Origin of the sequence: Enterobacter dykesii, assembly GCF_008364625.2 — a bacterium.
Lineage (GTDB): Bacteria > Pseudomonadota > Gammaproteobacteria > Enterobacterales > Enterobacteriaceae > Enterobacter > Enterobacter dykesii.
The window spans coordinates 4,416,161-4,442,147 of sequence record NZ_CP126604.1 but is presented as its reverse complement, the minus strand read 5'-3'; the positions used below and the strand labels follow the sequence as shown (position 1 = coordinate 4,442,147).

At 57.2% G+C, this 25,987-nt stretch carries 22 protein-coding genes; 8 read left to right on the top strand and 14 right to left on the bottom strand.

From position 1 onward, the window contains the following. Nucleotides 1-85: 85 nt before the first annotated feature. The gene (glpK, locus tag F0320_RS21210) at nt 86-1,594 is read right to left on the bottom strand and encodes a glycerol kinase GlpK (RefSeq protein WP_023333857.1); all 1,509 of its coding nucleotides are present in this window, start codon (nt 1,592-1,594) and stop codon (nt 86-88) included. Nucleotides 1,595-1,615: 21 nt separating this feature from the next. Continuing rightward, nucleotides 1,616-2,461, bottom strand: a complete 846-nt coding sequence (locus F0320_RS21205; protein ID WP_126331005.1) for an MIP/aquaporin family protein — start codon at nt 2,459-2,461, stop codon at nt 1,616-1,618. A 399-nt stretch (nt 2,462-2,860) separates the two neighbouring features. Here F0320_RS21205 and zapB point away from each other — a divergent pair, with 399 nt between their 5' ends. Next, complete coding sequence (gene zapB, locus F0320_RS21200; protein WP_010436935.1) at nt 2,861-3,100, top strand: septal ring assembly protein ZapB; 240 nt, start codon at nt 2,861-2,863, stop codon at nt 3,098-3,100. An 87-nt stretch (nt 3,101-3,187) separates the two neighbouring features. Here the strand turns inward: zapB and rraA are convergent, their stop codons facing one another. From rraA to priA, 7 genes are all read right to left on the bottom strand, one after another. Then, on the bottom strand, nt 3,188-3,673 hold the full coding sequence (rraA, locus tag F0320_RS21195) for a ribonuclease E activity regulator RraA (protein ID WP_023309687.1): 486 nt from the start codon (nt 3,671-3,673) through the stop codon (nt 3,188-3,190). A 92-nt stretch (nt 3,674-3,765) separates the two neighbouring features. After that, nucleotides 3,766-4,686 carry a 1,4-dihydroxy-2-naphthoate polyprenyltransferase gene (menA, locus tag F0320_RS21190; protein ID WP_126331007.1) on the bottom strand — a complete coding sequence of 307 codons (921 nt, stop codon included), beginning with the start codon at nt 4,684-4,686 and terminating at the stop codon, nt 3,766-3,768. A 68-nt stretch (nt 4,687-4,754) separates the two neighbouring features. Further along, nucleotides 4,755-6,089, bottom strand: coding sequence for an HslU--HslV peptidase ATPase subunit (hslU, locus tag F0320_RS21185; RefSeq protein WP_008501803.1), 1,335 nt, complete (start codon nt 6,087-6,089; stop codon nt 4,755-4,757). A 9-nt stretch (nt 6,090-6,098) separates the two neighbouring features. After that, a complete protein-coding gene (hslV, locus tag F0320_RS21180) occupies nt 6,099-6,629 on the bottom strand; it encodes an ATP-dependent protease subunit HslV (RefSeq protein WP_008501802.1) in 531 nt (176 codons plus the stop codon). A gap of 94 nt (nt 6,630-6,723) precedes the next feature. After that, the gene (gene ftsN, locus F0320_RS21175) at nt 6,724-7,716 is read right to left on the bottom strand and encodes a cell division protein FtsN (protein ID WP_126331009.1); all 993 of its coding nucleotides are present in this window, start codon (nt 7,714-7,716) and stop codon (nt 6,724-6,726) included. Between the two features lie 93 nt (nt 7,717-7,809). Next, a complete protein-coding gene (gene cytR / locus F0320_RS21170) occupies nt 7,810-8,835 on the bottom strand; it encodes a DNA-binding transcriptional regulator CytR (protein ID WP_047653020.1) in 1,026 nt (341 codons plus the stop codon). 119 nt (nt 8,836-8,954) lie between these two features. Continuing rightward, on the bottom strand, nt 8,955-11,150 hold the full coding sequence (priA, locus tag F0320_RS21165; protein ID WP_029739193.1) for a primosomal protein N': 2,196 nt from the start codon (nt 11,148-11,150) through the stop codon (nt 8,955-8,957). 200 nt (nt 11,151-11,350) lie between these two features. On the opposite strand from priA, the gene rpmE reads away from it, so the two are divergent. Both rpmE and F0320_RS21155 read left to right on the top strand, forming a co-directional pair. Beyond that, a complete protein-coding gene (gene rpmE, locus F0320_RS21160) occupies nt 11,351-11,563 on the top strand; it encodes a 50S ribosomal protein L31 (protein WP_003862040.1) in 213 nt (70 codons plus the stop codon). A gap of 314 nt (nt 11,564-11,877) precedes the next feature. Continuing rightward, a complete protein-coding gene (locus F0320_RS21155) occupies nt 11,878-12,558 on the top strand; it encodes an oligogalacturonate-specific porin KdgM family protein (protein WP_047653023.1) in 681 nt (226 codons plus the stop codon). A gap of 42 nt (nt 12,559-12,600) precedes the next feature. Here the strand turns inward: F0320_RS21155 and metJ are convergent, their stop codons facing one another. Then, nucleotides 12,601-12,918 carry a met regulon transcriptional regulator MetJ gene (gene metJ / locus F0320_RS21150; RefSeq protein WP_015966498.1) on the bottom strand — a complete coding sequence of 106 codons (318 nt, stop codon included), beginning with the start codon at nt 12,916-12,918 and terminating at the stop codon, nt 12,601-12,603. 276 nt (nt 12,919-13,194) lie between these two features. Between metJ and metB the strand changes: the two genes are divergently transcribed. Continuing rightward, complete coding sequence (metB, locus tag F0320_RS21145; RefSeq protein WP_126331011.1) at nt 13,195-14,355, top strand: cystathionine gamma-synthase; 1,161 nt, start codon at nt 13,195-13,197, stop codon at nt 14,353-14,355. A gap of 2 nt (nt 14,356-14,357) precedes the next feature. Then, complete coding sequence (locus tag F0320_RS21140) at nt 14,358-16,790, top strand: bifunctional aspartate kinase/homoserine dehydrogenase II (protein WP_047653027.1); 2,433 nt, start codon at nt 14,358-14,360, stop codon at nt 16,788-16,790. 55 nt (nt 16,791-16,845) lie between these two features. On the opposite strand, the gene argH is transcribed toward F0320_RS21140, so the two are convergent. The 3 genes from argH to argC all read right to left on the bottom strand — a co-directional run bounded on the left by argH (nt 16,846) and on the right by argC (nt 20,085). Continuing rightward, nucleotides 16,846-18,219: an argininosuccinate lyase gene (argH, locus tag F0320_RS21135; RefSeq protein WP_023309680.1), complete on the bottom strand. Its 1,374-nt coding sequence runs from the start codon at nt 18,217-18,219 to the stop codon at nt 16,846-16,848. Between the two features lie 78 nt (nt 18,220-18,297). After that, nucleotides 18,298-19,074, bottom strand: coding sequence for an acetylglutamate kinase (gene argB / locus F0320_RS21130; RefSeq protein ID WP_090420882.1), 777 nt, complete (start codon nt 19,072-19,074; stop codon nt 18,298-18,300). A gap of 6 nt (nt 19,075-19,080) precedes the next feature. Further along, on the bottom strand, nt 19,081-20,085 hold the full coding sequence (argC, locus tag F0320_RS21125) for an N-acetyl-gamma-glutamyl-phosphate reductase (protein WP_126331015.1): 1,005 nt from the start codon (nt 20,083-20,085) through the stop codon (nt 19,081-19,083). Between the two features lie 88 nt (nt 20,086-20,173). Here argC and argE point away from each other — a divergent pair, with 88 nt between their 5' ends. The 3 genes from argE to katG all read left to right on the top strand — a co-directional run bounded on the left by argE (nt 20,174) and on the right by katG (nt 24,800). Continuing rightward, complete coding sequence (argE, locus tag F0320_RS21120) at nt 20,174-21,325, top strand: acetylornithine deacetylase (RefSeq protein ID WP_008501790.1); 1,152 nt, start codon at nt 20,174-20,176, stop codon at nt 21,323-21,325. Between the two features lie 259 nt (nt 21,326-21,584). After that, on the top strand, nt 21,585-22,472 hold the full coding sequence (gene metF, locus F0320_RS21115) for a methylenetetrahydrofolate reductase (RefSeq protein WP_126331017.1): 888 nt from the start codon (nt 21,585-21,587) through the stop codon (nt 22,470-22,472). Nucleotides 22,473-22,619: 147 nt separating this feature from the next. After that, the gene (gene katG / locus F0320_RS21110) at nt 22,620-24,800 is read left to right on the top strand and encodes a catalase/peroxidase HPI (protein WP_126331019.1); all 2,181 of its coding nucleotides are present in this window, start codon (nt 22,620-22,622) and stop codon (nt 24,798-24,800) included. Between the two features lie 83 nt (nt 24,801-24,883). Here katG and gldA read toward each other — a convergent pair whose 3' ends face one another. Then, nucleotides 24,884-25,987: a bifunctional L-1,2-propanediol dehydrogenase/glycerol dehydrogenase gene (gene gldA / locus F0320_RS21105; protein ID WP_126331022.1), complete on the bottom strand. Its 1,104-nt coding sequence runs from the start codon at nt 25,985-25,987 to the stop codon at nt 24,884-24,886.

The following is a 25,987-nucleotide window of genomic DNA, read 5'->3' as shown; positions in this document are numbered from 1 at the left end:
TACTCGTACAATCAAAAGGAATTGCACGAAGTTTATCACAGAGTGGGGAGGGGGGGTTTTAAGTCCCCTCTCCCCTTTGGGAGGCTTACTCGTCGTGCTCTTCCCACGCCAGGGCGCGTTTCACCGCTTTTTTCCAGCCGCTGTAGCGGAAGTTACGCTCGGTGGTTTCGATGCCCGGGCGGAATTCGCGTTCGATAACCGCTTTTTCCTGCAGCTCGTCCAGGTTCTGCCAGAAGCCAACCGCCAGACCGGCAAGGTATGCCGCACCCAGCGCCGTCACTTCACGCACTTCAGGACGCTCCACGCGGGTGCCCAGAATGTCGGACTGGAACTGCATCAGGAAGTTATTCGCTACCGCACCGCCGTCCACGCGCAGGGCGTGCAGACGAATACCGGAGTCAGCTTGCATCGCTTCCAGCACGTCGCGCGTCTGGTAGGCGATGGATTCCAGGGTGGCGCGAATGATGTGGTTAGAGTTCACACCACGCGTCAGGCCGAAAATTGCGCCGCGTGCATACGGATCCCAGTACGGCGCGCCCAGACCGGTGAACGCAGGCACCACGTACACGCCGTTGGTGTCTTTCACTTTGGTCGCGAAGTACTCGGAATCGAACGCATCGCTGATGAGCTTCATCTCGTCGCGCAGCCACTGGATAGACGCACCGGCCATGAACACCGCACCTTCCAGCGCATAGTTCACTTCGCCGCGCGGGCCGCAGGCGATGGTGGTCAGCAGGCCGTTTTCTGATTTCACCGCTTTCTCGCCGGTGTTCATCAGCATAAAGCAGCCGGTGCCGTAGGTGTTCTTCGCCATCCCTTCCTTGACGCACAGCTGGCCGAACAGCGCTGCCTGCTGGTCACCGGCGATACCGGCGATAGGAATACGGGTGCCGCCCTTACCGCCGATGTTGGTCTGGCCGTACACTTCTGAAGACTTACGCACTTCAGGCAGCATCGCGCGCGGAATGTCCAGCGCGTCCAGCATCTTGTCATCCCACTCCAGGGTGTTGATGTTGAACAGCATGGTACGCGAGGCGTTGGTGTAGTCGGTGACGTGAACGCGTCCCTGGGTCATCTTCCAGATAAGCCAGGTATCAACGGTACCGAACAGCAGCTCGCCGCGTTTAGCACGCTCGCGTGAACCTTCCACGTGGTCGAGGATCCATTTCACTTTGGTGCCGGAGAAATACGGGTCAACCACCAGACCGGTGGCGCTGCGCACGTACTCTTCCATACCGTCGCGCTTCAGCTGTTCGCAGATCTCGGATGTACGGCGGCACTGCCAGACGATAGCGTTGTAAATGGGCTTACCGGTTTCGCGTTCCCAGACCACGGTGGTTTCACGCTGGTTGGTGATACCGATGGCGGCAATCTCGTCGGAGCTGATGTCGGCTTTTGCCAGCACTTCGACCAGCGTGGAGCTTTGTGACGCCCAAATCTCCATCGGGTCGTGTTCTACCCAGCCTGGACGAGGATAAATTTGCTCAAATTCGCGCTGTGACACGCTGACGATGTTCGCGTCATGATCCATTACGACAGCGCGGGAGCTGGTAGTGCCCTGGTCGAGCGCAACGATATATTTTTTTTCGGTCATGGTATGTGTCCCGTAGTCAGATTACAGCGAAGCTTTTTGTTGTGCGGTAGAAGTCGTTTCCTTCTCCTCTTCCACACAGGTGTCGCACGGTAAGTGGCGACCAATTAATTTGCGATAGCCGAATGCACCCAGCGCCGCCCCTACGATTGGCCCGAACAGCGGAACCAGGAAGTAAGGAATGTCTTTGCCACCGGTGAAGGCGACGTCGCCCCATCCAGCGAAGAAGGCGAAGGTTTTTGGCCCGATATCACGCGCCGGGTTCATCGCGAAGCCGGTCAGTGGACCCATTGATGCGCCGATAACCGCAATCAGCAGGCCAATCAGCAGCGGGGCCAGCGGGCCGCGCGGAATGCCGTTGCCGTCATCGCCCAGCGCCATAATGACGCCCATCAGAATAGCGGTAATCACCATTTCAACTGCGAACGCCTGCACAAAATTGATATGCGGGTTCGGATAGGTTGAGAAGATGCCAGCCAGATCCAGACTTTCGACGCTGCCGCGTACCATATGATGCGTCTGTTCGAAGTCGATGAAAAGATTGTAATAAAGCCCGTAAACTAGCGCCGCTGCGCAAAAGGCGCCGGCAAACTGAGAAATGATGAAAGGAACAACTTTGCGTCCATCGAAGCACGCGAACAGCCACAGCGCGATGGTCACAGCCGGGTTAAGATGTGCACCGGAAACTCCTGCAGTCAGGTAGATGGCCATCGCCACGCCCAGACCCCAGATGATACTGATTTCCCACTGACCAAAACTGGCACCCGCCACTTTCAGTGCAGCGACACAGCCCACTCCGAAGAATATCAACAACCCGGTACCAAGGAACTCGGCAATGCACTGGCCTTTTAAGGTTGATGTCTGACTCATAATCGGAATCCTGAAGAAATTGATGTTTATTGTTAGCATGGCCGCCCGTGACAGCCACGATGCCCTGTAGACATAGTGTTAATTTATCGTTAACGAGCAAAAACGAGAAATATCGAAATCAAAATGTGTGGTCTGTGTCAATAAAATGAGCGTTTTCGCGCCATAAAGCACATTTTTGCATCAGTACAGGAATGTGAGCTGAATCATTTCATTAACGAATGAGTTAACAATTTAGGGGTATATGACGCGAACACACCAGGACCAGACCTAAAAGTGTTGCAAACCGCGATCTGCGCGGTGTGTCGCTGGACACAGAGCGCCGCGCTCCATACAATCGACGGTATATGTCGTGCGCGTTTATGTTAAAGCGTCGCCTTGCAATTCAGGAGAGGTAGCATCATGTCTTTAGAAGTGTTTGAGAAACTGGAATCGAAAGTACAGCAGGCGATTGACACCATCACCCTGCTGCAGATGGAAATTGAAGAGCTGAAAGAGAAGAACAACAGCCTGGCGCAGGAAGTTCAGAACGCTCAGCACGGCCGCGAAGAACTGGAGCGCGAAAATAACCAGCTGCGCGAACAGCAGAACGGCTGGCAGGATCGCCTGCAGGCGCTGCTGGGACGTATGGAAGAGGTCTGATCTTCCTAACGGACCGCTAATCCCGAGTGACAAAAAAACCGCCACATTGCTGTTGGCGGTTTTTTTATGGTTCTCGCTGACTTTTAACTACTCGATATCCAGCGGGTCTTCGGACAGGATAATGCCGGTATTATCGGCGTAGAGATGGTCCCCGGAGAAGAAGGTCACGCCGCCGAAATTGACGCGCACGTCGCTTTCGCCGATGCCGTCACCCGCTGCCCCTACCGGTATGGCCGCGATGGCCTGAATCCCGATATCCAGGTCTTCCAGATCGTCCACCTGGCGCACGGAACCGTACACTACAAGGCCTTCCCACTCGTTCTGCACGGCAATGCCAGCCAGTTCAGCATCAATTAACGCACGGCGCACGGAACCGCCGCCGTCGACCACCAGAACGCGACCGCGGCCATTCTGTTCGAGCAGATCGTACAGCAACCCGTTGTCCTCGAAACATTTCACCGTGACGATTTGACCGCCAAACGACGACCTCCCACCAAAGTTGGAGAACAGCGGTTCAACGACGTTGACATCTTCCTGGTAGATGTCACAAAGCTCGGAGGTATCGTATTTCATAGGTTTAACGCTCAGTTGCTGCGAATGTGTTCAGTATATCGTGCGAAATGCGTTGTTGGCAAAATCATCAATTGTTAATTGATATTTGTCAGCTAACTGAGCGTCTGGCTTAACACAATCCCGATGACGAACAACAGGTTAGTCAGCAACGCGCCTTTTACCGTGCGCTCCAGCATCGGCGGCATGGCGGACGGACTGAGTTCACGCATCACAAAGCGGGCCTGCTTAATGAGCAGCGGCGCGGCAAGCACAAACAGCCAGCCCCACAGGCTCTGCAAGGAAATCAGGTTAAACAGCGCCAGGCAAACCAGCGCGCCAATGAGCAGGCAGGCGTGATAGCGGCGCGCATTGACCGGCCCCAGACGAACCGCCAGGGTGTTTTTGCCGTTCTCGCGATCGCTGTCGATGTCGCGCAGGTTATTGATGTTGAGCACCGCCGTCGCCAGCAGACCGCAGGCGGTCGCGGGCAGGAACAGGGCAGGGATCACCGTATGCGCCTGCAGGTACCAGCTTCCCATCACGCTCAGCCAGCCGAAGAACACCAGTACGGAGATATCCCCGAGTCCAATATAACCGTAAGGACGCGTGCCGACGGTGTAGGTGATGGCCGCGATAATGGCCAGTAAACCCAGCACCAGGAAGCCAATAAAATCGCTGGTGGTCTTAGATGCCACCGTCACCAGCCCCAGGCCGGATACGCAGATCAGCGCCACGGTGATAATCAGCGCGCGTTTCATCTGCGCCTGGGTAATCACCCCTTTCTGCATTCCGCGCAGCGGCCCTATGCGGTCCGGCTTGTCGCTGCCTTTTACCGCGTCGCCGTAGTCGTTGGCGAGATTGGAGAGGATTTGCAGCAGGCCCGCGGTAATCAGTGCCAGCGCGGCGACCAGCGGATCAAAATAACCCTGCCACCAGGCAAGGGCGGTGCCGACGATAATCGCGGCGAAGGCCAGAGGAAGTGTTTTAGGGCGCAGACTTTCGAGCCACGCCTGAGTACGGCTGATGTCAGTCATAAGTATTTAGCCAATAAAAATGGGGGCATTAGCCCCCATTAAACGTGATGAGAATCCAGTAACCGCGATTATAGGATAAAACGGCTCAGATCTTCATCTGCCACTAATGCATCCAGATGTTTACTCACATATTCTGCGTCAATGGTAACGGTTTGACCGTTAAGGTCGCTCGCGTCGTAAGAGATATCTTCCACGAGGCGTTCCAGCACAGTATGCAGGCGACGCGCACCGATGTTCTCGGTGGTTTCGTTGACCTGCCATGCGGCCTGGGCAATACGCTTGATGCCGTCTTCGGTGAACTCGAGGTTCACGCCTTCGGTCGCCATCAGCGCTTTGTACTGTACGGTAGCAGAGGCGTTTGGCTCGGTCAGGATACGTTCGAAATCTTCGGTGGTCAGCGCCTGCAGCTCAACGCGAATCGGCAGACGCCCCTGCAGTTCGGGGATCAGATCCGACGGGCTGGCAACCTGGAAGGCACCTGATGCGATAAACAGGATGTGGTCCGTTTTCACCATGCCGTGCTTGGTGGAGACGGTGCAGCCTTCGACCAGCGGCAGCAGGTCGCGCTGAACGCCTTCGCGGGACACGTCCGGGCCGGAGCTGTTGCCGCCGCGCTTACAAATTTTGTCGATTTCGTCGATAAACACGATACCGTGCTGCTCAACCGCGTCGATAGCGTCCTGCTTCAGCTCTTCCGGGTTTACCAGCTTCGCCGCTTCTTCTTCAATCAGCAGCTTCATCGCGTCTTTGATTTTCAGCTTACGCGTTTTTTGCTTCTGGCCGCCCAGGTTCTGGAACATGGACTGCAGCTGGCTGGTCATCTCTTCCATGCCCGGAGGCGCCATGATTTCCACACCCATTGGCGCGGCAGCGAGATCGATCTCAATCTCTTTGTCGTCCAGCTGGCCTTCACGCAGCTTCTTGCGGAACGCCTGACGCGCCGCAGAAGGTTCCGCCTGCTGCTCTGCCTGGCCCCAGTTGTTTTTTGCCGGTGGGATCAGCACGTCGAGAATGCGCTCTTCGGCCATCTCTTCCGCGCGGTAGCGGTTTTTCTCGATCGCCTGGACGCGCACCATTTTGATCGCCGAGTCGGTCAGATCGCGGATGATGGAGTCCACTTCTTTACCCACATAGCCCACTTCGGTGAACTTGGTGGCTTCAACTTTGATGAACGGCGCGTTAGCCAGCTTCGCCAGACGACGGGCGATTTCGGTTTTACCGACGCCGGTCGGGCCGATCATCAGAATGTTTTTCGGCGTCACTTCGTGGCGCAGCTCTTCGTCAAGCTGCATACGACGCCAGCGGTTACGCAGAGCGATAGCCACGGAACGCTTGGCGTTATCCTGGCCGATAATGTGTTTGTTCAGTTCGCTGACAATTTCGCGTGGGGTCATTTCAGACATGGGAGATCCTTACGCTTTGGAGGTCAATTCTTCGATGGTGTGGTTGTGGTTGGTATAAATGCAGATATCACCTGCAATATCCAACGCCTTCACCGCGATATCACGCGCGTTCATGTCGGTATTTTCCAACAGCGCGCGGGCTGCAGCCTGGGCATAAGGGCCGCCAGAGCCAATGGCAATCAGGTCATTTTCCGGCTGAATCACGTCACCGTTACCGGTGATGATCAGCGAGGCGGTTTCATCGGCTACCGCCAGCAGCGCTTCGAGCTTGCGCAGCATGCGGTCGGTACGCCAGTCTTTCGCCAGCTCAACGGCAGCTTTCACCAGATGACCCTGGTGCATTTCCAGTTTGCGTTCAAACAGTTCAAACAGCGTGAAGGCGTCCGCCGTGCCGCCTGCAAAACCGGCGATCACTTTGTCGTTGTAGAGGCGGCGCACTTTCTTCACGTTGCCTTTCATGACGGTATTACCCAGCGTGGCCTGGCCATCACCGGCGATTACCACATGGCCGTTACGGCGTACACTTACTATTGTTGTCACGAGCAGACCCCCTGGTTACAGAATCGGGAAATAGAAGCCCTGAGCCTGTGCTCAGGGCTGAATTAAATGATAGATGGGGGGGATTTTGGGGGTTTCAACCCCCGGAGGCGAGTCGAATGCAGTTTGTGTGGCCAGCGATTTTCAACCGCGAAATAGTGCCGTCGGCGTTTTCTTTGCCTTTTACCGGACCAATCACCACGCGATTCCAGCCGTTATTGGTGGTAATACGCGAATCAAACCCTTCAAAGGCAAGCTGCGCGCGTACCGTTTCCGCCTGCTCTGCGCCTTTGAACGAACCGCACTGCACCATCCAGCGGCGCTCGTCTTTTTTCTCCGCCGTCTGTTTCGGCGCTTCGGTCTCTTTGGTCACCGGCGCGGCCTGCTGCGTTTTCGGCTGCTGCGCGGTGGTATGCGCTGGCGTCTGGAGCAGATCCTGATACGGCTGAGCGGCCTGTTTCTGCGGCTGCGTTTTCGGCTGCTGGACAGGCTGAGACTGCGCCGTACGCGTCTGCTGCTGGTATGGCTGTTCCGTTACCCGCGGCTGTGCTTTCGGCTGCTGCACCGGCTGGGTTTGCGCCCACTGCTGCTGCTGTTGCTGCTGGATCTGCTGTTGCGCCTGACGTCGCTGCAGCGTTTGCTGGCGCTGTGCCGGCGTCTGCTCATTCCACGGCACTTCGTTCAGCTGCGTAGGCTGCTGGCGCATATCGGCCTGCATTTGGGCCAGCAGCTGACGCTGTTCATCCGTCAGCTGATTCGCATTCTGCACTTCACCACCCGCAGAAGGTTCGGTTGGCGCACGCACCCCGGGCTGACGGCTTTCGAGCTCTTTGATATAGCGCCAGCGCTCTTCAGGCTTCGGAGGAAGGCCATTTCCGGCAACTTTGCTGGCCTGAAGCGCCTCGGACTCTTCTTTTTTATGGTGCGTGATAAAGTACAGGCCACCAATAAAGGCGACGACTACAGCCGCAGCAATAGCGACCATTGCTGGCGAGACAGCAGGCAGGTTACGTTGCTTTTTCCTTGAGCTACTCTTTTTGCGTCGCGAAGGTGCCGGCTGGCCGCGACGTACATAATCTCGTTGTGCCACTATCGTTTCGCTGTATTTATTCGTTCGTCAGTCCGCCATGTTACTTAAGCGGCGGGGCTTTGACCAGATAAGGGTATCCGAAAGACGTTTACTTTAAGTCAATGCCTGGGTAGTGCCGCGGACAATCAGTTCGCAGTCCAGCAACCGCGAGCCGCTGCTAACTGTTTGACCGTGAAGCTGATCCAGCAGAAGAAGCATCGCTTCGCGGCCGATCTGATAGCGCGGCTGAGCGACCGTTGAGAGCGGCGGATCGCAAAATTCCGAAAGCGAAATATTATCGAATCCGATGATGGATAAATCTTTCGGTATCCGCAGGCCGCGGCGTTTGGCGTACGACAATGCGCCCAGCGCCATCACGTCGCTGTGACAAAATACGGCGGTTGGCGGCTCAGGCAGATCCAGAAGTTTCTCAAGCGCTTGTCCACCCGCGGCGAAGGTAAAGTCACCGCGCGCAATGTAGTGAGGATCGACGGTGACGCCGGTACGGCGCAGCGCCTGAACGTAGCCCTGTAAGCGATAGTGGCACAGCGGCATCTCTTCCGGCCCGGCAATACAGCCAATGCGCTTATGCCCCAGCTCCTGGAGATAGTTTACGGCGTTGAACGCGGCGGTGAGGTTATCAATATGGACGGTCGGCAGCTCCAGCTCTGGCGCAAACTCGTTGGCCATCACCATCGGCGGTAAATTACGCTGCTCTTCAATGCTGGCATCAAACGGCAGGCGAGAGCCAAGCAGCAGCATGCCGTCGATCTGCTTGGTGATAATGAGATCGATGAAGGTCTTTTCCTGCTGGTTCTGGTGAGCGCAGTCGCCAATCAGCACCAGGTAACCCTGTTCCGCGGCGGTGACTTCAATACCGCGGATAATCTCGCTGAAGAAAGGGTCACAGATGTCCGGCACAATTACCAGAATGGTGCGTGACTCGTTGCGTTTGACGTTACGCCCCATCGCCTGCGGGAAATAGCCCACTTCAAGCGCAGCCTGCTCCACTCGGTTACGGGTCGCCTGGGAGACTTTATCCGGGTTCATTAATGCGCGGGACACGGTTGCCGTTGAGACTTGTGCTTTCTCGGCAACGTCTTTCATGGTCGCTGTGGCAACCTCTTTCCTGGACTTCAACGTCTTCTCCTCGACTGAACACCGAACTTCTGACATCACCATTTTTACAGATAGTTAATGGAATCGGTTACAGAATTTTCATAAAAAGTGTGAGGAGCGTTAAATTTTTCGATCCAGCTTCAGCCTTCGATGGGATCGACGTCCAGTACCCACTTCACTTTTCGCGCTTCCGGTAGCGTGTTGATGAGCGCCAGCGTGCCGCTGACGATATGCTGCAGGCGAACACGTGAGGGGTGCTGAAGTAAGATTTGCCAGCGGAAACGTCCGCCGCGCTTTGGTGCGAGTGCCGGCACCGGGCCCAGGATCCACAGCTGATTATCCACCAGCGGGCTGGCCTGCAGGAGGTTTCTCAGCTGCTGCAGGAAAAGCGGCGCCTGCTGGTTGTTATGGTCTTCCGCGCGGATGATGACGTGGCTGGTCCACGGCGGCAGCTGCATGGTCTGGCGTTCGGCCAGCGCCTGCTCGGCAAAAGCGTCATAGCCTTTATGCAGCAGGGTTTGCAGCAGCGGGTGCTCAGGATGGTGAGTTTGCAACACCACTTCGCCCTGTTTACCGGCGCGACCGGCACGTCCTGCCACCTGGGTATAAAGCTGGGCGAAGCGCTCGGCTGAGCGGAAATCTGCCGAGAACAGCGCGCCGTCCACGTCCAGCAGGGCGACCAGCGTCACGTCCGGGAAGTGGTGGCCTTTCGCCAGCATCTGGGTGCCAATCAGGATGCGCGCGCCGCCGCGATGCACTTCCGCCAGCTGTTGTTCCAGCGCGCCCTTGCGGCTGGTGGTGTCCCGGTCGATACGCGAAATAGGCACGTCCGGGAAGAAAGGACCAAGCGCCTGTTCCAGCTGTTCCGTTCCCAGCCCCACCGGCACGATATGCGTTGAACCACACGACGGGCACTGGCGAGGAACCGGACGCTGGCTGTCGCAGTGGTGACAGCGCAAATGCCGCTGGGCCTGGTGGAAGGTATAGTAGTGGTCACAGCGCGGGCACTCGGCAATCCAGCCGCAGTCGTGGCACAGCAGCGCGGGGGCGAATCCGCGGCGGTTCAGAAACAGAATGACCTGATTCCCCGCCTGCAGGTGCTGGCGCATGCGGGTAATGAGTGCAGGCGCAAGCCCGGCCTGGACCTGCTGACCTTTCAGATCCAGCACGTGCTGAATGGCCGGACGGGCATTCCCCGCCCGGCGCGTCAGGCGCAGCATGTGGTATTTGCGCTGGCGCACGTTGTGCAGCGTTTCGAGCGCAGGCGTGGCGGAGCCGAGAATAATAGGGATCTGCTCGCTGTGCGCGCGATAAACCGCCAGATCGCGGGCGTGGTAGCGCCAGCCTTCCTGCTGTTTATAGGAGCTGTCGTGCTCTTCGTCGATCACGATAACGCCAAGATTTTTAAACGGCGTAAACAGCGACGAGCGGGTGCCGATCACAATCGCCGCTTCGCCGTTTTTCGCTTTCAGCCAGGCGCTTAGGCGTTCGCTGTCGTTCAGGCCGGAGTGCAGCACCTCAACCGGCGCGTTAAAGCGCTCGCGGAATCGGGCGATGGTTTGCGGCGTCAGGCCAATTTCCGGCACCATCACCAGCGCCTGTTTGCCCTGCGCGAGCACGTTTTCCAGCACGCTCAGATAGACTTCGGTCTTGCCGGAACCGGTGACTCCCGCCAGCAGCCAGGCAGAGAAATGATCGGAGGCGCTATGAATCGCGCCCACGGCGGTGGCCTGCTCGGTATTCAAACGCAGGCGATCCCCTGAAACAGAGAAACTCTCCCGCCAGTCGTAAAGAGCAGGGGCTTCGCTGGCCAGTTCGCTCAGCCCTTTCTTTCTTAATGCCTGTAGCGCCGTTTCGCTGACCTCAAGCTCGTCGACCTGATGCCGCCAGATTTTCCCCTGACGCAGCGCCGCCAGCGCCTGCTGCTGTTTCTGCGAACGCTTCAGGCTGTTGATATCCACGGCCTGACCCTGCTCTGTAGCAAACCAGTACCACATCGGCGCGTGGCTGGCGCTCTTGCCCTGACGCAGCATAATTGGCAGGGCATGGAACAGGACGTCGCCAATCGGGTGATGATAATAATCCGCCGCCCACAGCAGCAGTCGCCAGGTGCTGGTAGAGTAAACCGGCTCGCTGTCCAGCACCTCAACGACCGACTTCAGCTCGTTAAGCGGTAATTCGCTTTTATCGCTGACGGAGACGACGATCCCCACGCGCTGCTGTTTGCCAAACGGCACGGTCACGCGGCAGCCCGCTTTGGCGCTCATGCTGTCAGGCAGCAGGTAGTCAAAGGTGCGGGGAAGCGGAACGGGCAGGGCAACGTGAGCGACGGGCATCGAATCTTCCTGACTTGAAAAGTGGCGCGTTAGTATACACATTAGTGAAAGCGGCGTGCGGATCAGTTTGCATACGTTGGTCAAATTCTGTATGATTCGCCGCCTTTGGTGTACTTTACGCCAAAGAACTTACAATCAACATCGCGTGGTGTCTGGCGTTAGGGCTGGAAGAGCGACGCGGCCTTAACTGAGGTTCTCCCATGAAAAAAGATATTCACCCGAAATACGAAATGATTACTGCAAACTGTTCTTGCGGTAACTCTATCCAGATCCGCTCTACCGTGGGTCACGATCTGAACCTGGACGTGTGCGGTAAATGCCACCCGTTCTACACTGGTAAGCAGCGTGACGTTGCAACCGGTGGCCGTGTTGACCGCTTCAACAAGCGTTTCAGCATCCCGGGCGCTAAATAAGCATCCAGGAAAAACCGCCTTCGGGCGGTTTTTTTGTGCCTGTAATATCCCTTCTGAATAAGTCACCTCTTAACATTTATATCTAAAATAATTAATTACGTATCATTGTATTAAATATATTTGTCTGGTTTATTCTTTAACGGATAGTGAACTGCATCTCTCATTTCTTTAATTCTTTGCCATCCTTTTGACGGGGGTGTCAAAAATTAAAAGGTTTCTCTCGTTTCGTAAACTTACACTGCGCCCGTCATACATTCTTATTTGCCATGACGACACAGTGGCTTTCAGGGCGCGTTTACTTCGAGGGAAATATTATGAAATTGAAGCAACTCTTATTTGTGCTTCCGTTAATATCGTGCGCGGCGCAGGCGGGATATGTGGATTACCGACACGAGTATTACGACGATGGGCGTAACTATGACCGTGTGTACATGTCACACCGCTTTGGCACTGGCTTTGGCGTAGCGGTTGAGGCGGTATCGCGCTCCGATAACAAGCAGTCTAACGACGCGCTTAATAATATGGAAAGTAACAGCAACGAATATACCGCAAGCTATCAATTTACCTGGCAAGGTTTTATCTGGCAGCCGGGCATCGCCGTTGAAATGGGTGATGACATGGCCATCTATAAGCCTTATCTGCGCGTGCAGTATAATATTAATGGCAGCTGGTGGACGGCGTTTCGTTATCGTACGGAATACACCCGCCGTAATGCTGATGGTAAAGATGACCGTATGGTTTATCGTCCGGAAATGTGGCTGGGTTATAATATTGATGGCTGGATGTTCGAGTTAAACGGCATTTATAAATTCGCCGACAATGAAGACCTGTATAACAATAAAAAAGAAGATTACGAATATAACTTCCGCGTGGCGTATAACATCGACTCGTGGATCCCATTTGTGGAAGTGGGCAACGTCTCTTCCGGCTATAACACCGCCACCAGCGACGACCGCCAGACGCGTCTGCGCGTGGGTTTAGGCTACAACTTCTAAGAAACCATCCCGCTGAGTAATCTCAGCGGGATCGCACCGCAGTTAGTATTCCCACGTCTCCGGGTCAATGCCCAGTTCACGCATGATGACTTTCGCCTCTTCCGGGATTTCATCACTACGCTCTTTGCGCAGATCTTCATCGTTCGGCAACGGTTGACCGGTAAACGCATGCAGAAACGCTTCGCACAGCAGTTCGCTGTTGGTCGCGTGGCGCAGGTTGTTCACCTGACGACGCGTACGTTCATCGGTGAGGATCTTCAACACCTTCAGAGGAATGGAAACCGTAATTTTCTTTACTTGCTCACTCTTCTTACCGTGCTCAGCGTATGGGCTGATATATTCGCCGCTCCATTCAGCCATGAGATACCTTTAATCCTCTCAGTCATTTATTTAAAGGTGCAAAACCTGTAACCACCCGTTTTGAACCGCAATCTTGTCTAGTTTACCGTAGAGACGATACCGTGGCACGGATATTGCCGCTGCAGCGTGCACTAAAGCATATAATTTTAACGGCTATTTGCGCTTTGCTCAATCTATACGCAAAGAAGTTTAGATGTCCAGATGTATTGACGTCCATACTTTCAATGTTTACTCTGGTGCCTGACTTTTCACCTCATTCGCCAGGAAGCCCTCACCATGACGCGTAAACAGGCCACTATTGCAGTGCGTAGCGGATTAAATGATGACGAGCAGTACGGCTGCGTTGTCCCGCCGATTCATCTTTCCAGTACCTATAACTTCACCGGATTTAATGAACCCCGCGCGCATGATTATTCGCGTCGTGGCAACCCTACGCGTGACGTGACCCAGCGCGCGCTGGCCGAGCTGGAAGGTGGCGCAGGTGCAGTATTAACCAATACGGGGATGTCCGCCATTCACCTGGTGACCACGGTGTTCCTGAAACCAGGTGACCTGCTGGTTGCGCCGCACGACTGCTACGGCGGCAGCTATCGCCTGTTTGATAGCCTGGCGAAACGCGGCTGCTATCGCGTGCTGTTTGTCGATCAAAACGACGAACGGGCGCTGAAACAGGCCCTGGAAGAGCAGCCGAAGCTGGTTCTGGTGGAAAGTCCAAGCAATCCATTGTTGCGCGTTGTCGATATTGCGAAAATTTGTCAGCTCGCAAGGGATGCGGGAGCGATAAGTGTAGTGGATAATACGTTCCTCAGTCCGGCCCTTCAGAACCCACTCGCACTGGGTGCCGATCTGGTATTGCATTCATGCACTAAATATCTGAACGGCCATTCTGATGTGGTGGCGGGCGTGGTGATTGCCAAAGATCCCGACGTTGTCACCGAACTGGCATGGTGGGCCAATAATATTGGCGTCACCGCGGGTGCCTTCGACAGCTATCTGCTGTTGCGCGGCATTCGTACGCTGTCGCCGCGAATGGAAGTGGCGCAGCGCAATGCCCAGGCGATTGTCGATTTCCTGAAAACCCAGCCGCTGGTGAAGAAGCTCTATCACCCGTCGCTGCCGGAAAACCAGGGGCACGAGATTGCCGCGCGCCAGCAGAAGGGATTTGGCGCGATGTTAAGTTTTGAACTGGACGGTGACGAGCAAACGCTGCGTCGCTTCCTGAGCGGGCTGTCATTGTTTACGCTGGCGGAATCATTAGGTGGGGTTGAAAGCTTGATCTCCCACGCCGCGACCATGACGCACGCAGGTATGGCACCGGAAGCTCGTGCCGCCGCCGGAATTTCTGAGACGCTGCTGCGGATCTCAACCGGCATTGAAGATTCTGAAGATTTAATTGCCGATCTGGAAAATGCCTTCCGGATCGCAGCCAAGGGGTAATCATGAGTGTGATAGCGCAGGCAGGGGCGAAGGGTCGTCAGCTGCACAAGTTTGGTGGTAGTAGTCTTGCTGATGTGAAATGTTATCTGCGCGTTGCAGGGATCATGACGGAATATTCACAGCCGGGTGACATGATGGTTGTCTCGGCGGCGGGCAGCACCACCAACCAGTTGATTAGCTGGCTGAAACTGAGCCAGACCGATCGCCTTTCTGCGCATCAGGTGCAACAGTCCTTACGCCGTTACCAGAGCGAGCTAATTGCCGGCCTGCTGCCTGCGGACGTGGCGGACGGGCTGATCGGCGCCTTTACGCATGACCTTGAGCGTCTGGCTGCCCTGCTGGACAGCGGAATTACCGACGCGGTGTATGCCGAAGTGGTGGGCCACGGTGAAGTGTGGTCCGCGCGCCTGATGGCCGCCGTGCTGCAACACCTGGGCGTGGAAGCGGCCTGGCTCGATGCGCGTGATTTCCTGCGCGCCGAACGCGCCGCGCAGCCGCAGGTGGATGAAGGGTTGTCCTACCCGCTACTGCAACAGCTGCTCGTGCAGCACCCGGGCAAACGTATTGTCGTCACCGGCTTTATCAGCCGCAGCAACGCGGGTGAAACCGTGCTTCTGGGCCGTAACGGTTCGGACTACTCGGCAACGCAGATTGGTGCCCTGGCGGGCGTGTCCCGCGTCACCATCTGGAGCGACGTAGCCGGTGTGTACAGCGCTGACCCGCGCAAAGTAAAAGATGCCTGCCTGCTGCCGCTGCTGCGTCTCGACGAAGCCAGCGAGCTGGCGCGTCTGGCTGCGCCGGTGCTGCACGCCCGTACGCTGCAGCCGGTTTCCGGCAGCGATATCGACCTCCAGCTGCGCTGCAGTTACACCCCGGATCAAGGCTCCACGCGCATTGAGCGCGTGCTGGCGTCCGGTACCGGGGCGCGTATTGTCACCAGCCACGACGACATCTGCCTGATTGAGTTCCAGGTGCCTGCGGGCCAGGACTTCAAGCTGGCGCATAAAGAGATCGACACGATCCTGAAACGCGCCCAGGTGCGTCCGCTGGCCGTTGGCGTGCATAACGATCGCCAGCTGCTGCAGTTCTGCTATACCGCTGAAGTGGCGGACAGCGCGCTGAAAATTCTGGATGAAGCGGGCCTGCCGGGCGAGCTTCGCCTGCGTCAGGGGCTCGCGCTGGTGGCGATGGTGGGCGCGGGCGTCACCCGTAACCCGCTGCACTGCCACCGCTTCTGGCAGCAGCTGAAAGGCCAGCCGGTGGAATTCACCTGGCAGTCGGAAGAGGGCATCAGCCTGGTTGCCGTCCTGCGCAAAGGGCCAACCGAGAGCCTGATTCAGGGTCTGCACACCTCCCTGTTCCGCGCGGAAAAGCGCATCGGTCTGGTGCTGTTCGGGAAAGGCAACATCGGTTCCCGCTGGCTGGAACTGTTTGCCCGCGAACAGGTGACGCTCTCGGCCCGTACCGGATTTGAATTCATTCTTGCGGGCGTGGTGGACAGCCGCCGCAGCCTCCTGAACTACGAAGGGCTGGATGCCAGCCGCGCGCTTGCGTTCTTTAACGATGAAGCGGTTGAGCAGGATGAAGAGTCGCTGTTCCTGTGGATGCGCGCACACCCGTATGACGATCTGGTGGTGCTGGACGTTACCGCCAGCGAACAGCTTGCCGATCAGTACCTGGATTTCGCCAGCCACGGTTTCCACGTCATCAGCGCCAACAAGCTGGCTGGGGCAAGCAGCACCGATAAATACCGCCAGATCCACGACGCGTTTGAAAAAACAGGGCGCCACTGGCTCTATAACGCCACCGTTGGGGCTGGCCTGCCGGTTAACCACACCGTGCGTGACCTGATTGAAAGCGGCGACAGCATTCTGGCGCTGAGCGGTATCTTCTCCGGCACGCTCTCCTGGCTTTTCCTGCAGTTTGACGGCACCGTCCCGTTCACCGACCTGGTGGATCAGGCGTGGCAGCAGGGCTTAACCGAGCCCGATCCGCGCGTTGACCTTTCCGGCAAAGACGTGATGCGTAAGCTGGTGATCCTGGCGCGTGAAGCTGGTTATGACATCGAACCGGATGCCGTACGCGTCGAATCGCTAGTGCCTGCCGGCTGTGAAGAAGGTTCTGTGGACCATTTCTTTGAAAATGGTGAAGAGTTGAACGAGCAGATGGTACAGCGTCTGGAGGCGGCGAACGAGATGGGGCTGGTGCTGCGCTATGTTGCGCGTTTCGAGGCCAACGGAAAAGCGCGAGTCGGCGTCGAGGCGGTGCGTCCTGAACATCCGCTGGCGGCGCTGCTGCCGTGCGATAACGTCTTCGCCATCGAAAGCCGCTGGTATCGCGATAATCCACTGGTGATCCGCGGTCCTGGTGCGGGGCGCGACGTCACCGCTGGAGCCATTCAGTCCGACATCAACCGTCTGGCTAAGCTGCTGTAAGCCCTCACCCTAACCCTCTCCCCGCACGGTGGGAGAGGGCACCAGTCAGGACAGATTAAACCAACCGGTTTTTCGCATCCGCTATCGCCTGCGCCACCTGCTTAGGCGACACGCCGCCTTTCGCGGCACGTTTATCCAGGCAAGACTGCAGCGCAAGGATCGGATACACATCATCCCCGATAACCGCGCTGAACTTCTGCAGGTCGGCCAGCGCCAGATCTTCCAGCGGTTTACCCTGACGAATCGCTTCCACCACCGCTTCACCCACAATGTGGTGCGCTTCGCGGAAAGGTACGCCCTTCGCCACAAGATAATCCGCCAGTTCGGTAGAGTTCGCATAGCCCTGCTGCGCCGCTTCCTGACAGCGCGGACGTTTCACCTGAATGCCGTCCAGCACCAGCGCGCCCATGTGCAAACAGTCCAGCCAGGTGTCGAGCGCGTCGAACAGCCCTTCCTTGTCTTCCTGCATGTCTTTGTTGTACGCCAGCGGCAGCCCTTTCAGGGTCATCATCATGCCGGTCAGAGCGCCCTGCACGCGGCCACACTTGCCGCGGATCAGCTCCAGCGCGTCCGGGTTTTTCTTCTGCGGCATCAGGGATGAACCTGAGGTCACGCGGTCGGACAGCTCGACGAAGCCCGCTTCGCCAGAGTTAAAGAAAATCAGGTCTTCAGCAAAGCGCGACAGGTGCACCATCCCGATAGAGGCATTCGAGAGCAGCTCCAGCACGTGGTCGCGGTCGGACACGCTGTCCAGGCTGTTACGGGTGGCGGAGGCAAAGCCCAGCCAGCCTGCCAGCTGTTCGCGGTCGATTTCATACGCCGTGCCGGCCAGCGCGCCGCTGCCCAGCGGGCTGACGTCCAGACGTTTCAGGGTATCCTGCAGGCGGCTTTCGTCACGCGCCAGCATCTCGACGTAGGCCAGACACCAGTGCGCGAAGGTCACCGGCTGCGCGCGCTGCAGGTGGGTATAACCCGGCATCACCGCGTCCTGGTTGTTCTGCGCGGTCTCCACCAGCGCGCTCTGCAGCTGACGGTTAGCCGCCAGCAGTTCGCCAACGGTATCTTTACACCACAGCTTCAGGTCGGTGGCGACCTGGTCGTTACGGCTGCGCCCGGTATGCAGCTTTTTACCCAGCTGGCCGACTTTGTCGATCAGTTTGCCTTCCACCCAGCTGTGAATATCTTCAGCATCGCTTTCGAGGATCTGCTGCGGGTTAAGACGCACCTCTTCCAGCAGATTGTTCAGCGCTTCTTCCAGCCGTAATTGTTCGTCTGCGGTCAGTACGCCCACCGTCACCAGCGCTTTGGACCAGGCCACAGAGCCGACAATATCCTGTTCGGCCAGGCGGTAGTCGAAGCGCAAAGAGTCGTTGAACTGTTTGAACCGCTGATCCGCTGCCTGTGTAAAACGCCCACCCCAAAGTGCCATAACATGCTTCCTTAAATATCTTTGAATTTCATTGCCCGGTAGCGCTGCGCTTATCGGGCCTACAAAACATTAAATCGATTACGCCAGAATACGCGTGCCAATCGGCGTGCCGTTAAACAGCGCCGGCAGTTGTTCCGCGTGACGCCATGAGGCGATATCCACCGGGCGGCCTAGCGTGCGTGCGGCATCCAGCGCGGCGTTCACTTTGACGATCATGCCGTCGGTGATAATGCCCTGCGCAATCAGCTGCTCCGCTTTCTCAGCCGTCATTTCCGCAATGCGCTGGCCTTTGCCGTCCAGAATGCCGCTCACGTCGGAGAGCAGGATCAGATCCGCGCCCAGCGTTGCCGCCAGTGCCGTCGCCGCCTGGTCCGCGTTGACGTTCATCAGCTCACCCTCTTCGGTCACGCCGATGGAGCTCACCACCGGCAGGAAACCTCCTTCCAGCAGCGTGTTAATCAGCTTAGGCGAACCTGGCTGCGCCAGTCCAACGTGGCCGAGCTCTTCGTCGAGCTGGGTCACTTTTACGCTGTCGCCATCACCCAGATAGAGGCCAACGGACGCGATGTGGTGTTTCTTCGCCCACGCCAGCAGCGTTTTGTTCGCCGTACCCGCCAGCGCGCCGGTAATGATGTCAATCTGGTCAGCAGGCGTGACGCGCAGGCCGTTCTTCTTTTTCACCGGCAGGTTGAGCCCTTTCATCAGCTCGTCCACCACGCAGCCGCCACCGTGCACAATCACCAGCGGACGCTGGTGTGATTCACGATAGTTCACCAGCGCGGTAAACAGACGCTCCAGCGCTTCTTCGCTGTCCAGCAGTACACCACCGAGTTTGATAATTAATGGGTTCATCATCACACCTTAAATAAGAGCCTGCGTTTCCGGGAAACCGAAACGAATATTTGCACACTGCATTGCCTGCGCGGCAGCGCCTTTGAGTAAGTTATCTTCTGCGGCCACCACAATCAGGTGCTCGCCCTGCACGGCTAAGCCGATGTCGCAGAACGGCAGGCCGACCACGTTTTTCAGCGCCGGCACGCCTTTATCGTACAGGCGCACCAGCGGTTTATCCGCATACGCCTGCGTGAAGGCCTCTCTCACCTGCTCTTTGGTTACGCCAGGCTTCAGGCGGCAGGTAATGGTTTCGAGGATCCCGCGCGGGAAGCTGCCCAGGTGCGGGGTGAAAATGACGTCCGCGCCCAGATGCGTCGTGATTTCAGGGTGATGACGGTGATTAAACACGCCATACGGCTGAAGGCTCACTTCGCAGAAGCTGTTGGAAATAGCGGCCTTGCGTCCTGCACCGCTCACGCCGCTGGTGGCGTTGATCACCGGCCACTGGCTCAGATCCAGCAGGCCTGCGTCGATCAGCGGCTTCAGGGAAAGCTGCGCCGCCGTCGGGTAGCATCCCGGCACGGCAATCAGGTCCGCTTCTTTTAGTTTGTCTGCGCTCCACTCCGCCAGGCCGTACACCGCTTTTTCAAGCAGATCCGGATGCTGATGGGTGAAACCGTAATATTTTTCGTAGAACGCGCCGTCGTTCACGCGGAACGCGCCGGAAAGGTCGAAGACCACGCAGCCAGCCGCCAGGAACTGCGGCGCCAGGTCGTGGCTGACCTCGTGCGCGGTGGCTAAAAACACCACGTCGACGCCGTCGGTAAACTCGCTGATGTCAGACATGGGCTGCAGCGGCAGATCGACCAGGCCCTTAAGCTGCGGATGCAAATCGGAAATTAACTTTCCTGCATCATTGCTTTGCGCTGACACGGTCAAAGCGGTTATGGTCATATGTGGATGGCGATTCACGTAGCTTACAAGCTCTGCGCCCGCATAACCGCTAGCGCCTACAATCAGCGTATTCAACATCGGGTTCCTTTATGCTCAACGTTAGTGTATTTTTATTCACATTTATTGCATGAATATTGATACTATCACGACCTAAGGTGTGTCAACAATGAAAATGAACTTACCGCCATTTATCGAGATCTACCGCGCCCTGATTGCCACACCGTCCATCAGCGCAACGGAAGAAGCGCTGGATCAGAGCAATGAGTCTTTAATCAATCTGCTGGCGGGTTGGTTTAGCGATCTTGGGTTTAACGTTGAGGTTCAGCCCGTCCCCGGAACCCGCCACAAATTTAACCTGCTCGCCAGCACCGGAACCGGTGCAGGCGGCCTGCTGCTGGCCGGTCATACCGATACGGTACCGTTTGACGACGGCCGCTGGACGCGCGATCCGTTCACCCTGACCGAGCACGACAACAAGCTCTATGGTCTGGGCACCGCCGACATGAAAGGCTTCTTCGCCTTTATCCTCGACGCGCTGCGTGACGTGGACGTGACGAAGCTGAAAAAACCGCTCTACATTCTGGCGACCGCCGATGAAGAAACCAGCATGGCGGGCGCGCGCTACTTCTCTGAAAACACATCGATTCGCCCGGACTGCGCGATCATCGGCGAGCCGACGTCTCTGCAGCCGATCCGCGCGCACAAAGGCCATATCTCTACCGCCGTGCGCGTGCTGGGCCAGTCCGGCCATTCCAGCGACCCGGCGCGCGGCGTGAACGCCATTGAGCTGATGCATGACGCCATCGGCCGCATCATGACCCTGCGCGACGATCTGAAAGAGCGCTATCACTATGAGGCGTTCACCGTGCCGTATCCGACCCTGAACCTTGGCAGCCTGCACGGCGGCGATGCCTCGAACCGCATCTGCGCCTGCTGCGAACTGCATATGGACATCCGCCCGCTGCCGGGCATGACCCTCAGCGATCTCGACGGCCTGCTGAATGAAGCGCTGGCACCTGTGAGCGAGCGCTGGCCGGGCCGCCTGACGGTCTCCGAACTGCATCCGCCGATCCCGGGTTACGAATGTCCGCCGGATCATCAGCTGGTTGAAGTGGTGGAAAAGCTGCTCGGTGAGAAAACCGACGTGGTGAACTACTGCACCGAAGCGCCGTTTATTCAGACGCTTTGCCCTACGCTGGTCCTTGGCCCCGGCTCCATCAACCAGGCCCACCAGCCGGATGAATATCTGGAGACTCGCTTCATCAAGCCAACTCGCGAACTGATTACCCAGGTTGTGCATCACTTCTGCTGGCATTAAAACCGCACGTGCATCCCCAGTGGGAGAAAACTGCCCGGTGCGGTTTTTTCCCCTTTACCCAAAGGGGGGTCGGTCCTGGGGAAGGGGATGTCTCCCCCATCATGAACTTTCTTCATCTTTCCTGAGCAAACCTCACCGTTATTGTTGATTATTTATATTGACGTCCCTCCGCTTTTCCGTCATTTTTACATCTGGACGTCTAAACGTATAGAAGTTCACAACACAACAGATAACGACATGCGATTGATAGAGGTAAGGTATGAGCTTTTTTCACGCCAACCAGCGGGAAGCACTGAATCAGAGCCTGGCCGAAGTAAACGGCCAGATTAACGTCTCTTTTGAATTTTTCCCGCCGCGCACCAGTGAAATGGAGCAAACCCTGTGGAGCTCTATCGATCGTCTCAGCAGCCTGAAGCCGAAGTTTGTCTCCGTGACTTACGGTGCTAACTCTGGCGAGCGTGACCGTACGCACAGCATCATTAAAGGCATCAAAGATCGTACCGGTCTGGAAGCGGCGCCGCATCTCACCTGTATCGACGCGACCCGTGACGAATTACGGGCTATCGCCCAGGATTACTGGAATAACGGCATTCGCCATATCGTCGCACTGCGCGGTGACCTGCCGCCGGGCAGCGGTAAGCCGGACATGTACGCCGCCGATCTGGTCGCGCTGCTGAAAAACGTGGCCGACTTTGATATCTCCGTTGCCGCTTATCCTGAGGTGCATCCGGAAGCGAAAAGTGCCCAGGCCGATCTGCTGAACCTCAAGCGTAAAGTGGACGCCGGCGCGAACCGCGCCATTACCCAGTTCTTCTTTGATGTGGAAAGCTACCTGCGTTTCCGTGACCGCTGCGTCTCCGCGGGCATCGACGTTGAAATTATCCCGGGCATTCTGCCGGTCTCTAACTTCAAACAGGCGAAGAAGTTCGCTGATATGACCAATGTTCGCATTCCGCTGTGGATGTCCAAAATGTACGAAGGGCTGGACGATGACCCGGAAACCCGCAAGCTGGTGGGGGCCAATATCGCGATGGACATGGTGAAAATTTTAAGCCGTGAAGGGGTGAAAGATTTCCACTTCTATACGCTGAACCGCGCGGAGATGAGCTACGCCATTTGCCATACGCTGGGCGTTCGTCCGGCGTAATATGCACAAAGCCCTCATTTTTCGAGGGCTTTTTTGTCACCCGAATAGTTAAAAGGTATTAGCTATCGAATCTGTGGATTAATTCAACTATAACTTATTGCTAGTGGTGTATATCGTAACGGTAACACTGTAAAAGGGAGCATAGCGATGAGCACGTCAGACGAGACTAATAAAGCGGCATCGGTCGGCAAATGCCCGTTCCACCAGGGCGGCGTCGATCACAGCGCGGGCGCAGGTACAGGCAGCCGCGACTGGTGGCCAAAACAACTCCGTATCGATCTTCTTAACCAACATTCCAATCGTTCGAACCCGCTGGGTGAAGACTTCGACTACCGCAAAGAATTCAGCAAACTTGATTACTCCGCCCTTAAAGGCGACCTCAAAGCCCTTTTAACCGACTCTCAACCGTGGTGGCCTGCCGACTGGGGCAGCTATGCGGGCCTGTTTATCCGTATGGCCTGGCACGGCGCGGGTACCTATCGCTCTGTTGACGGGCGCGGTGGCGCTGGTCGCGGTCAACAACGCTTTGCGCCGCTGAACTCCTGGCCGGATAACGTGAGCCTGGATAAGGCGCGCCGTCTGCTGTGGCCAATCAAGCAAAAATACGGACAGAAAATTTCCTGGGCCGACCTGTTTATCCTCGCGGGTAACGTGGCGCTGGAGAACTCCGGCTTCCGTACCTTTGGTTTCGGTGCCGGGCGTGAAGACGTCTGGGAACCGGATCTGGACGTGAACTGGGGTGATGAAAAAGCCTGGCTGACCCACCGTGACCCGGAGGCGCTGGCGAAGCGTCCTCTGGCCGCCACCGAAATGGGCCTGATCTACGTTAACCCGGAAGGGCCAAACGCCAGCGGTGAACCTCTTTCTGCTGCGGCGGCAATTCGTGCGACCTTCGGCAACATGGGGATGAACGACGAAGAGACCGTTGCGCTGATCGCGGGCGGCCACACCCTTGGCAAAACCCACGGCGCGGGTGAAGCCACCCACGTCGGCACCGACCCGGAAGCCTCGCCGATTGAAGCGCAGGGCCTGGGCTGGGCCAGCACGCACGGCACGGGAATTGGCGCAGATGCTATTACCTCCGGTCTGGAAGTCATCTGGTCACAAACCCCGACCCAGTGGAGCAACTACTTCTTCGAGAACCTGTTCAAATACGAATGGGTGCAGACCCGCAGCCCGGCGGGTGCGATTCAGTTTGAAGCCGTGGACGCACCGGAAATCATGCCTGACCCGTTCGACCCGTCGAAAAAACGCAAACCTACCATGCTGGTCACCGACCTGACGCTGCGTTTTGACCCGGAATTCGAGAAAATTTCCCGTCGCTTCCTGAACGATCCGCAGGCCTTCAACGAAGCCTTCGCGCGCGCGTGGTACAAGCTGACCCACCGCGATATGGGGCCGAAATCGCGTTACCTTGGCCCGGAAGTGCCGAAAGAAGATCTGATCTGGCAGGACCCGCTGCCGCAGGCGGTGTTCAATCCGTCGAAAGAAGACATTGAAAGCCTGAAGGCGGAAATCGCTGCCTCTGGCCTCTCCGTGAGCGAACTGGTTTCCGTTGCCTGGGCGTCAGCTTCAACCTTCCGCGGCGGCGACAAGCGTGGCGGCGCCAACGGCGCGCGTCTGGCGCTGGCTCCTCAGCGCGACTGGGATGTGAACGCCGCAGCGGTTCGCGCGTTGCCGGCTCTGGAAGCTATCCAGCGCACCACCAACAAAGCCTCTCTGGCCGATATCATCGTGCTGGCGGGCGTGGTGGGCGTTGAGCAGGCGGCGAAAGCGGCAGGCGTTTACGTCAACGTTCCGTTCACGCCTGGCCGCGTCGATGCGCGTCAGGATCAGACGGATATCGAGATGTTTAACCTGCTCGAACCGGTTGCCGACGGCTTCCGCAACTACCGTGCGCAGGTTGATGTGTCCACGACAGAATCACTGCTGATTGACAAAGCCCAGCAGCTGACGCTGACCGCGCCTGAGCTGACGGTGCTGATCGGTGGCCTGCGCGTGCTGGGTGCTAACTTTGATGGCGGTAAGAATGGCGTATTCACCGACCGCGAGGGCGTGCTGAGCAACGATTTCTTCGTGAATCTGCTGGACATGAACACCCAGTGGAAGGCGACCGACGAATCTAATGAACTGTTTGCCGGAAGCGATCGCGCCAGCGGTGAAGTGAAATATACCGCCACCCGCGCCGATCTGGTCTTCGGTTCTAACGCCGTCCTGCGCGCGCTGGCAGAGGTTTATGCCAGCAGCGATGCCAGCGAGAAGTTCGTCCGCGACTTCGTTGCCGCATGGGCGAAGGTGATGGATCTGGACCGGTTTGACCTGCAGTAACCGTTGTGCCGGGTGGCGCTAACGCTTACCCGGCCTACGGGCAAAAAAATCCCCGCTGATGCGGGGATTTATATTCACGCAATTTACTCCCACTCCTGCAGGAACCGCTGCCCATACTGGTCGGCCACCAGCAGCGCCGCATACACCTGATCCGGCGTTACGCCGCCGGGCATGTTGTGAATGGTTTCCCCTTCGGCACAGGAGGCTTCCGCGATCAGACGCATTTTGGCCGGGATATCCTGTTTTATGTTCAGCTGTGCCAGCGTGATTGGCAGCCCAACGCTGTGACAAAGCGCCGCGACGGTCTCTATTTCTTCTACCGGCGCGTTTTCCAGCACCAGCTGCGTCAGCGTGCCAAACGCCACTTTTTCACCGTGATAGAAGTGGTGCGCGTCCGGTACCGCCGTCATACCGTTATGAATAGCGTGTGCCGCCGCCAGCCCGCCGCTTTCAAAGCCTACGCCGCTGAGATAGGTATTGGCTTCGATAATGCGTTCAAGAGCAGGCGTCACCACATGCTGTTCTGCCGCCAGCATCGCTTTTTCACCCTCTTCAACCAGCGTGTTGTAGCACAGCTCGGCCAGCGCGAGTGCTGCCTGCGTACATTTGCCGCCCGCCATGGTGGTCGCGCCGCTGCGCGAGCAGGCGCGTGCTTCAAACCAGGTTGCCAGCGCATCGCCAATCCCGGCGGCCAGCAGGCGTGCCGGCGCACCCGCTACCACTTTGGTATCGACGATAACCATGTTCGGGTTGTGAGGCAGCATCAGATAGCGGTCGAACTCGCCGCTGTCGGTGTAAATAACGGAAAGGGCGCTGCACGGCGCATCGGTGGAGGCAATGGTTGGAGCAATAGCGACCGGCACATCCATAAAATGGGCCAGCGCTTTAGCGGTATCCAGCGTTTTACCGCCGCCAATACCCAGCACCGCCAGACAGTCGGCGCTGTCGGCCAGCTTTTTAAGGCGATCGATTTCATTTAGTGAACATTCGCCACCAAACGGCGCGATTTCGGCGTGCAGTTCGGCTTTTTTAAAACTCTGACGCAGGGTCTCTTCGGCAAAACCCAGCACAAATTTATCGCCGACGACCAGCCAGCGATTGGCCAGGGGTTTCAGATAGTCGCCGAGACGGGTCAGCACATCAGCGCCCTGGATATATTTTCCCGGCGATTGAATGATACGGTCCAT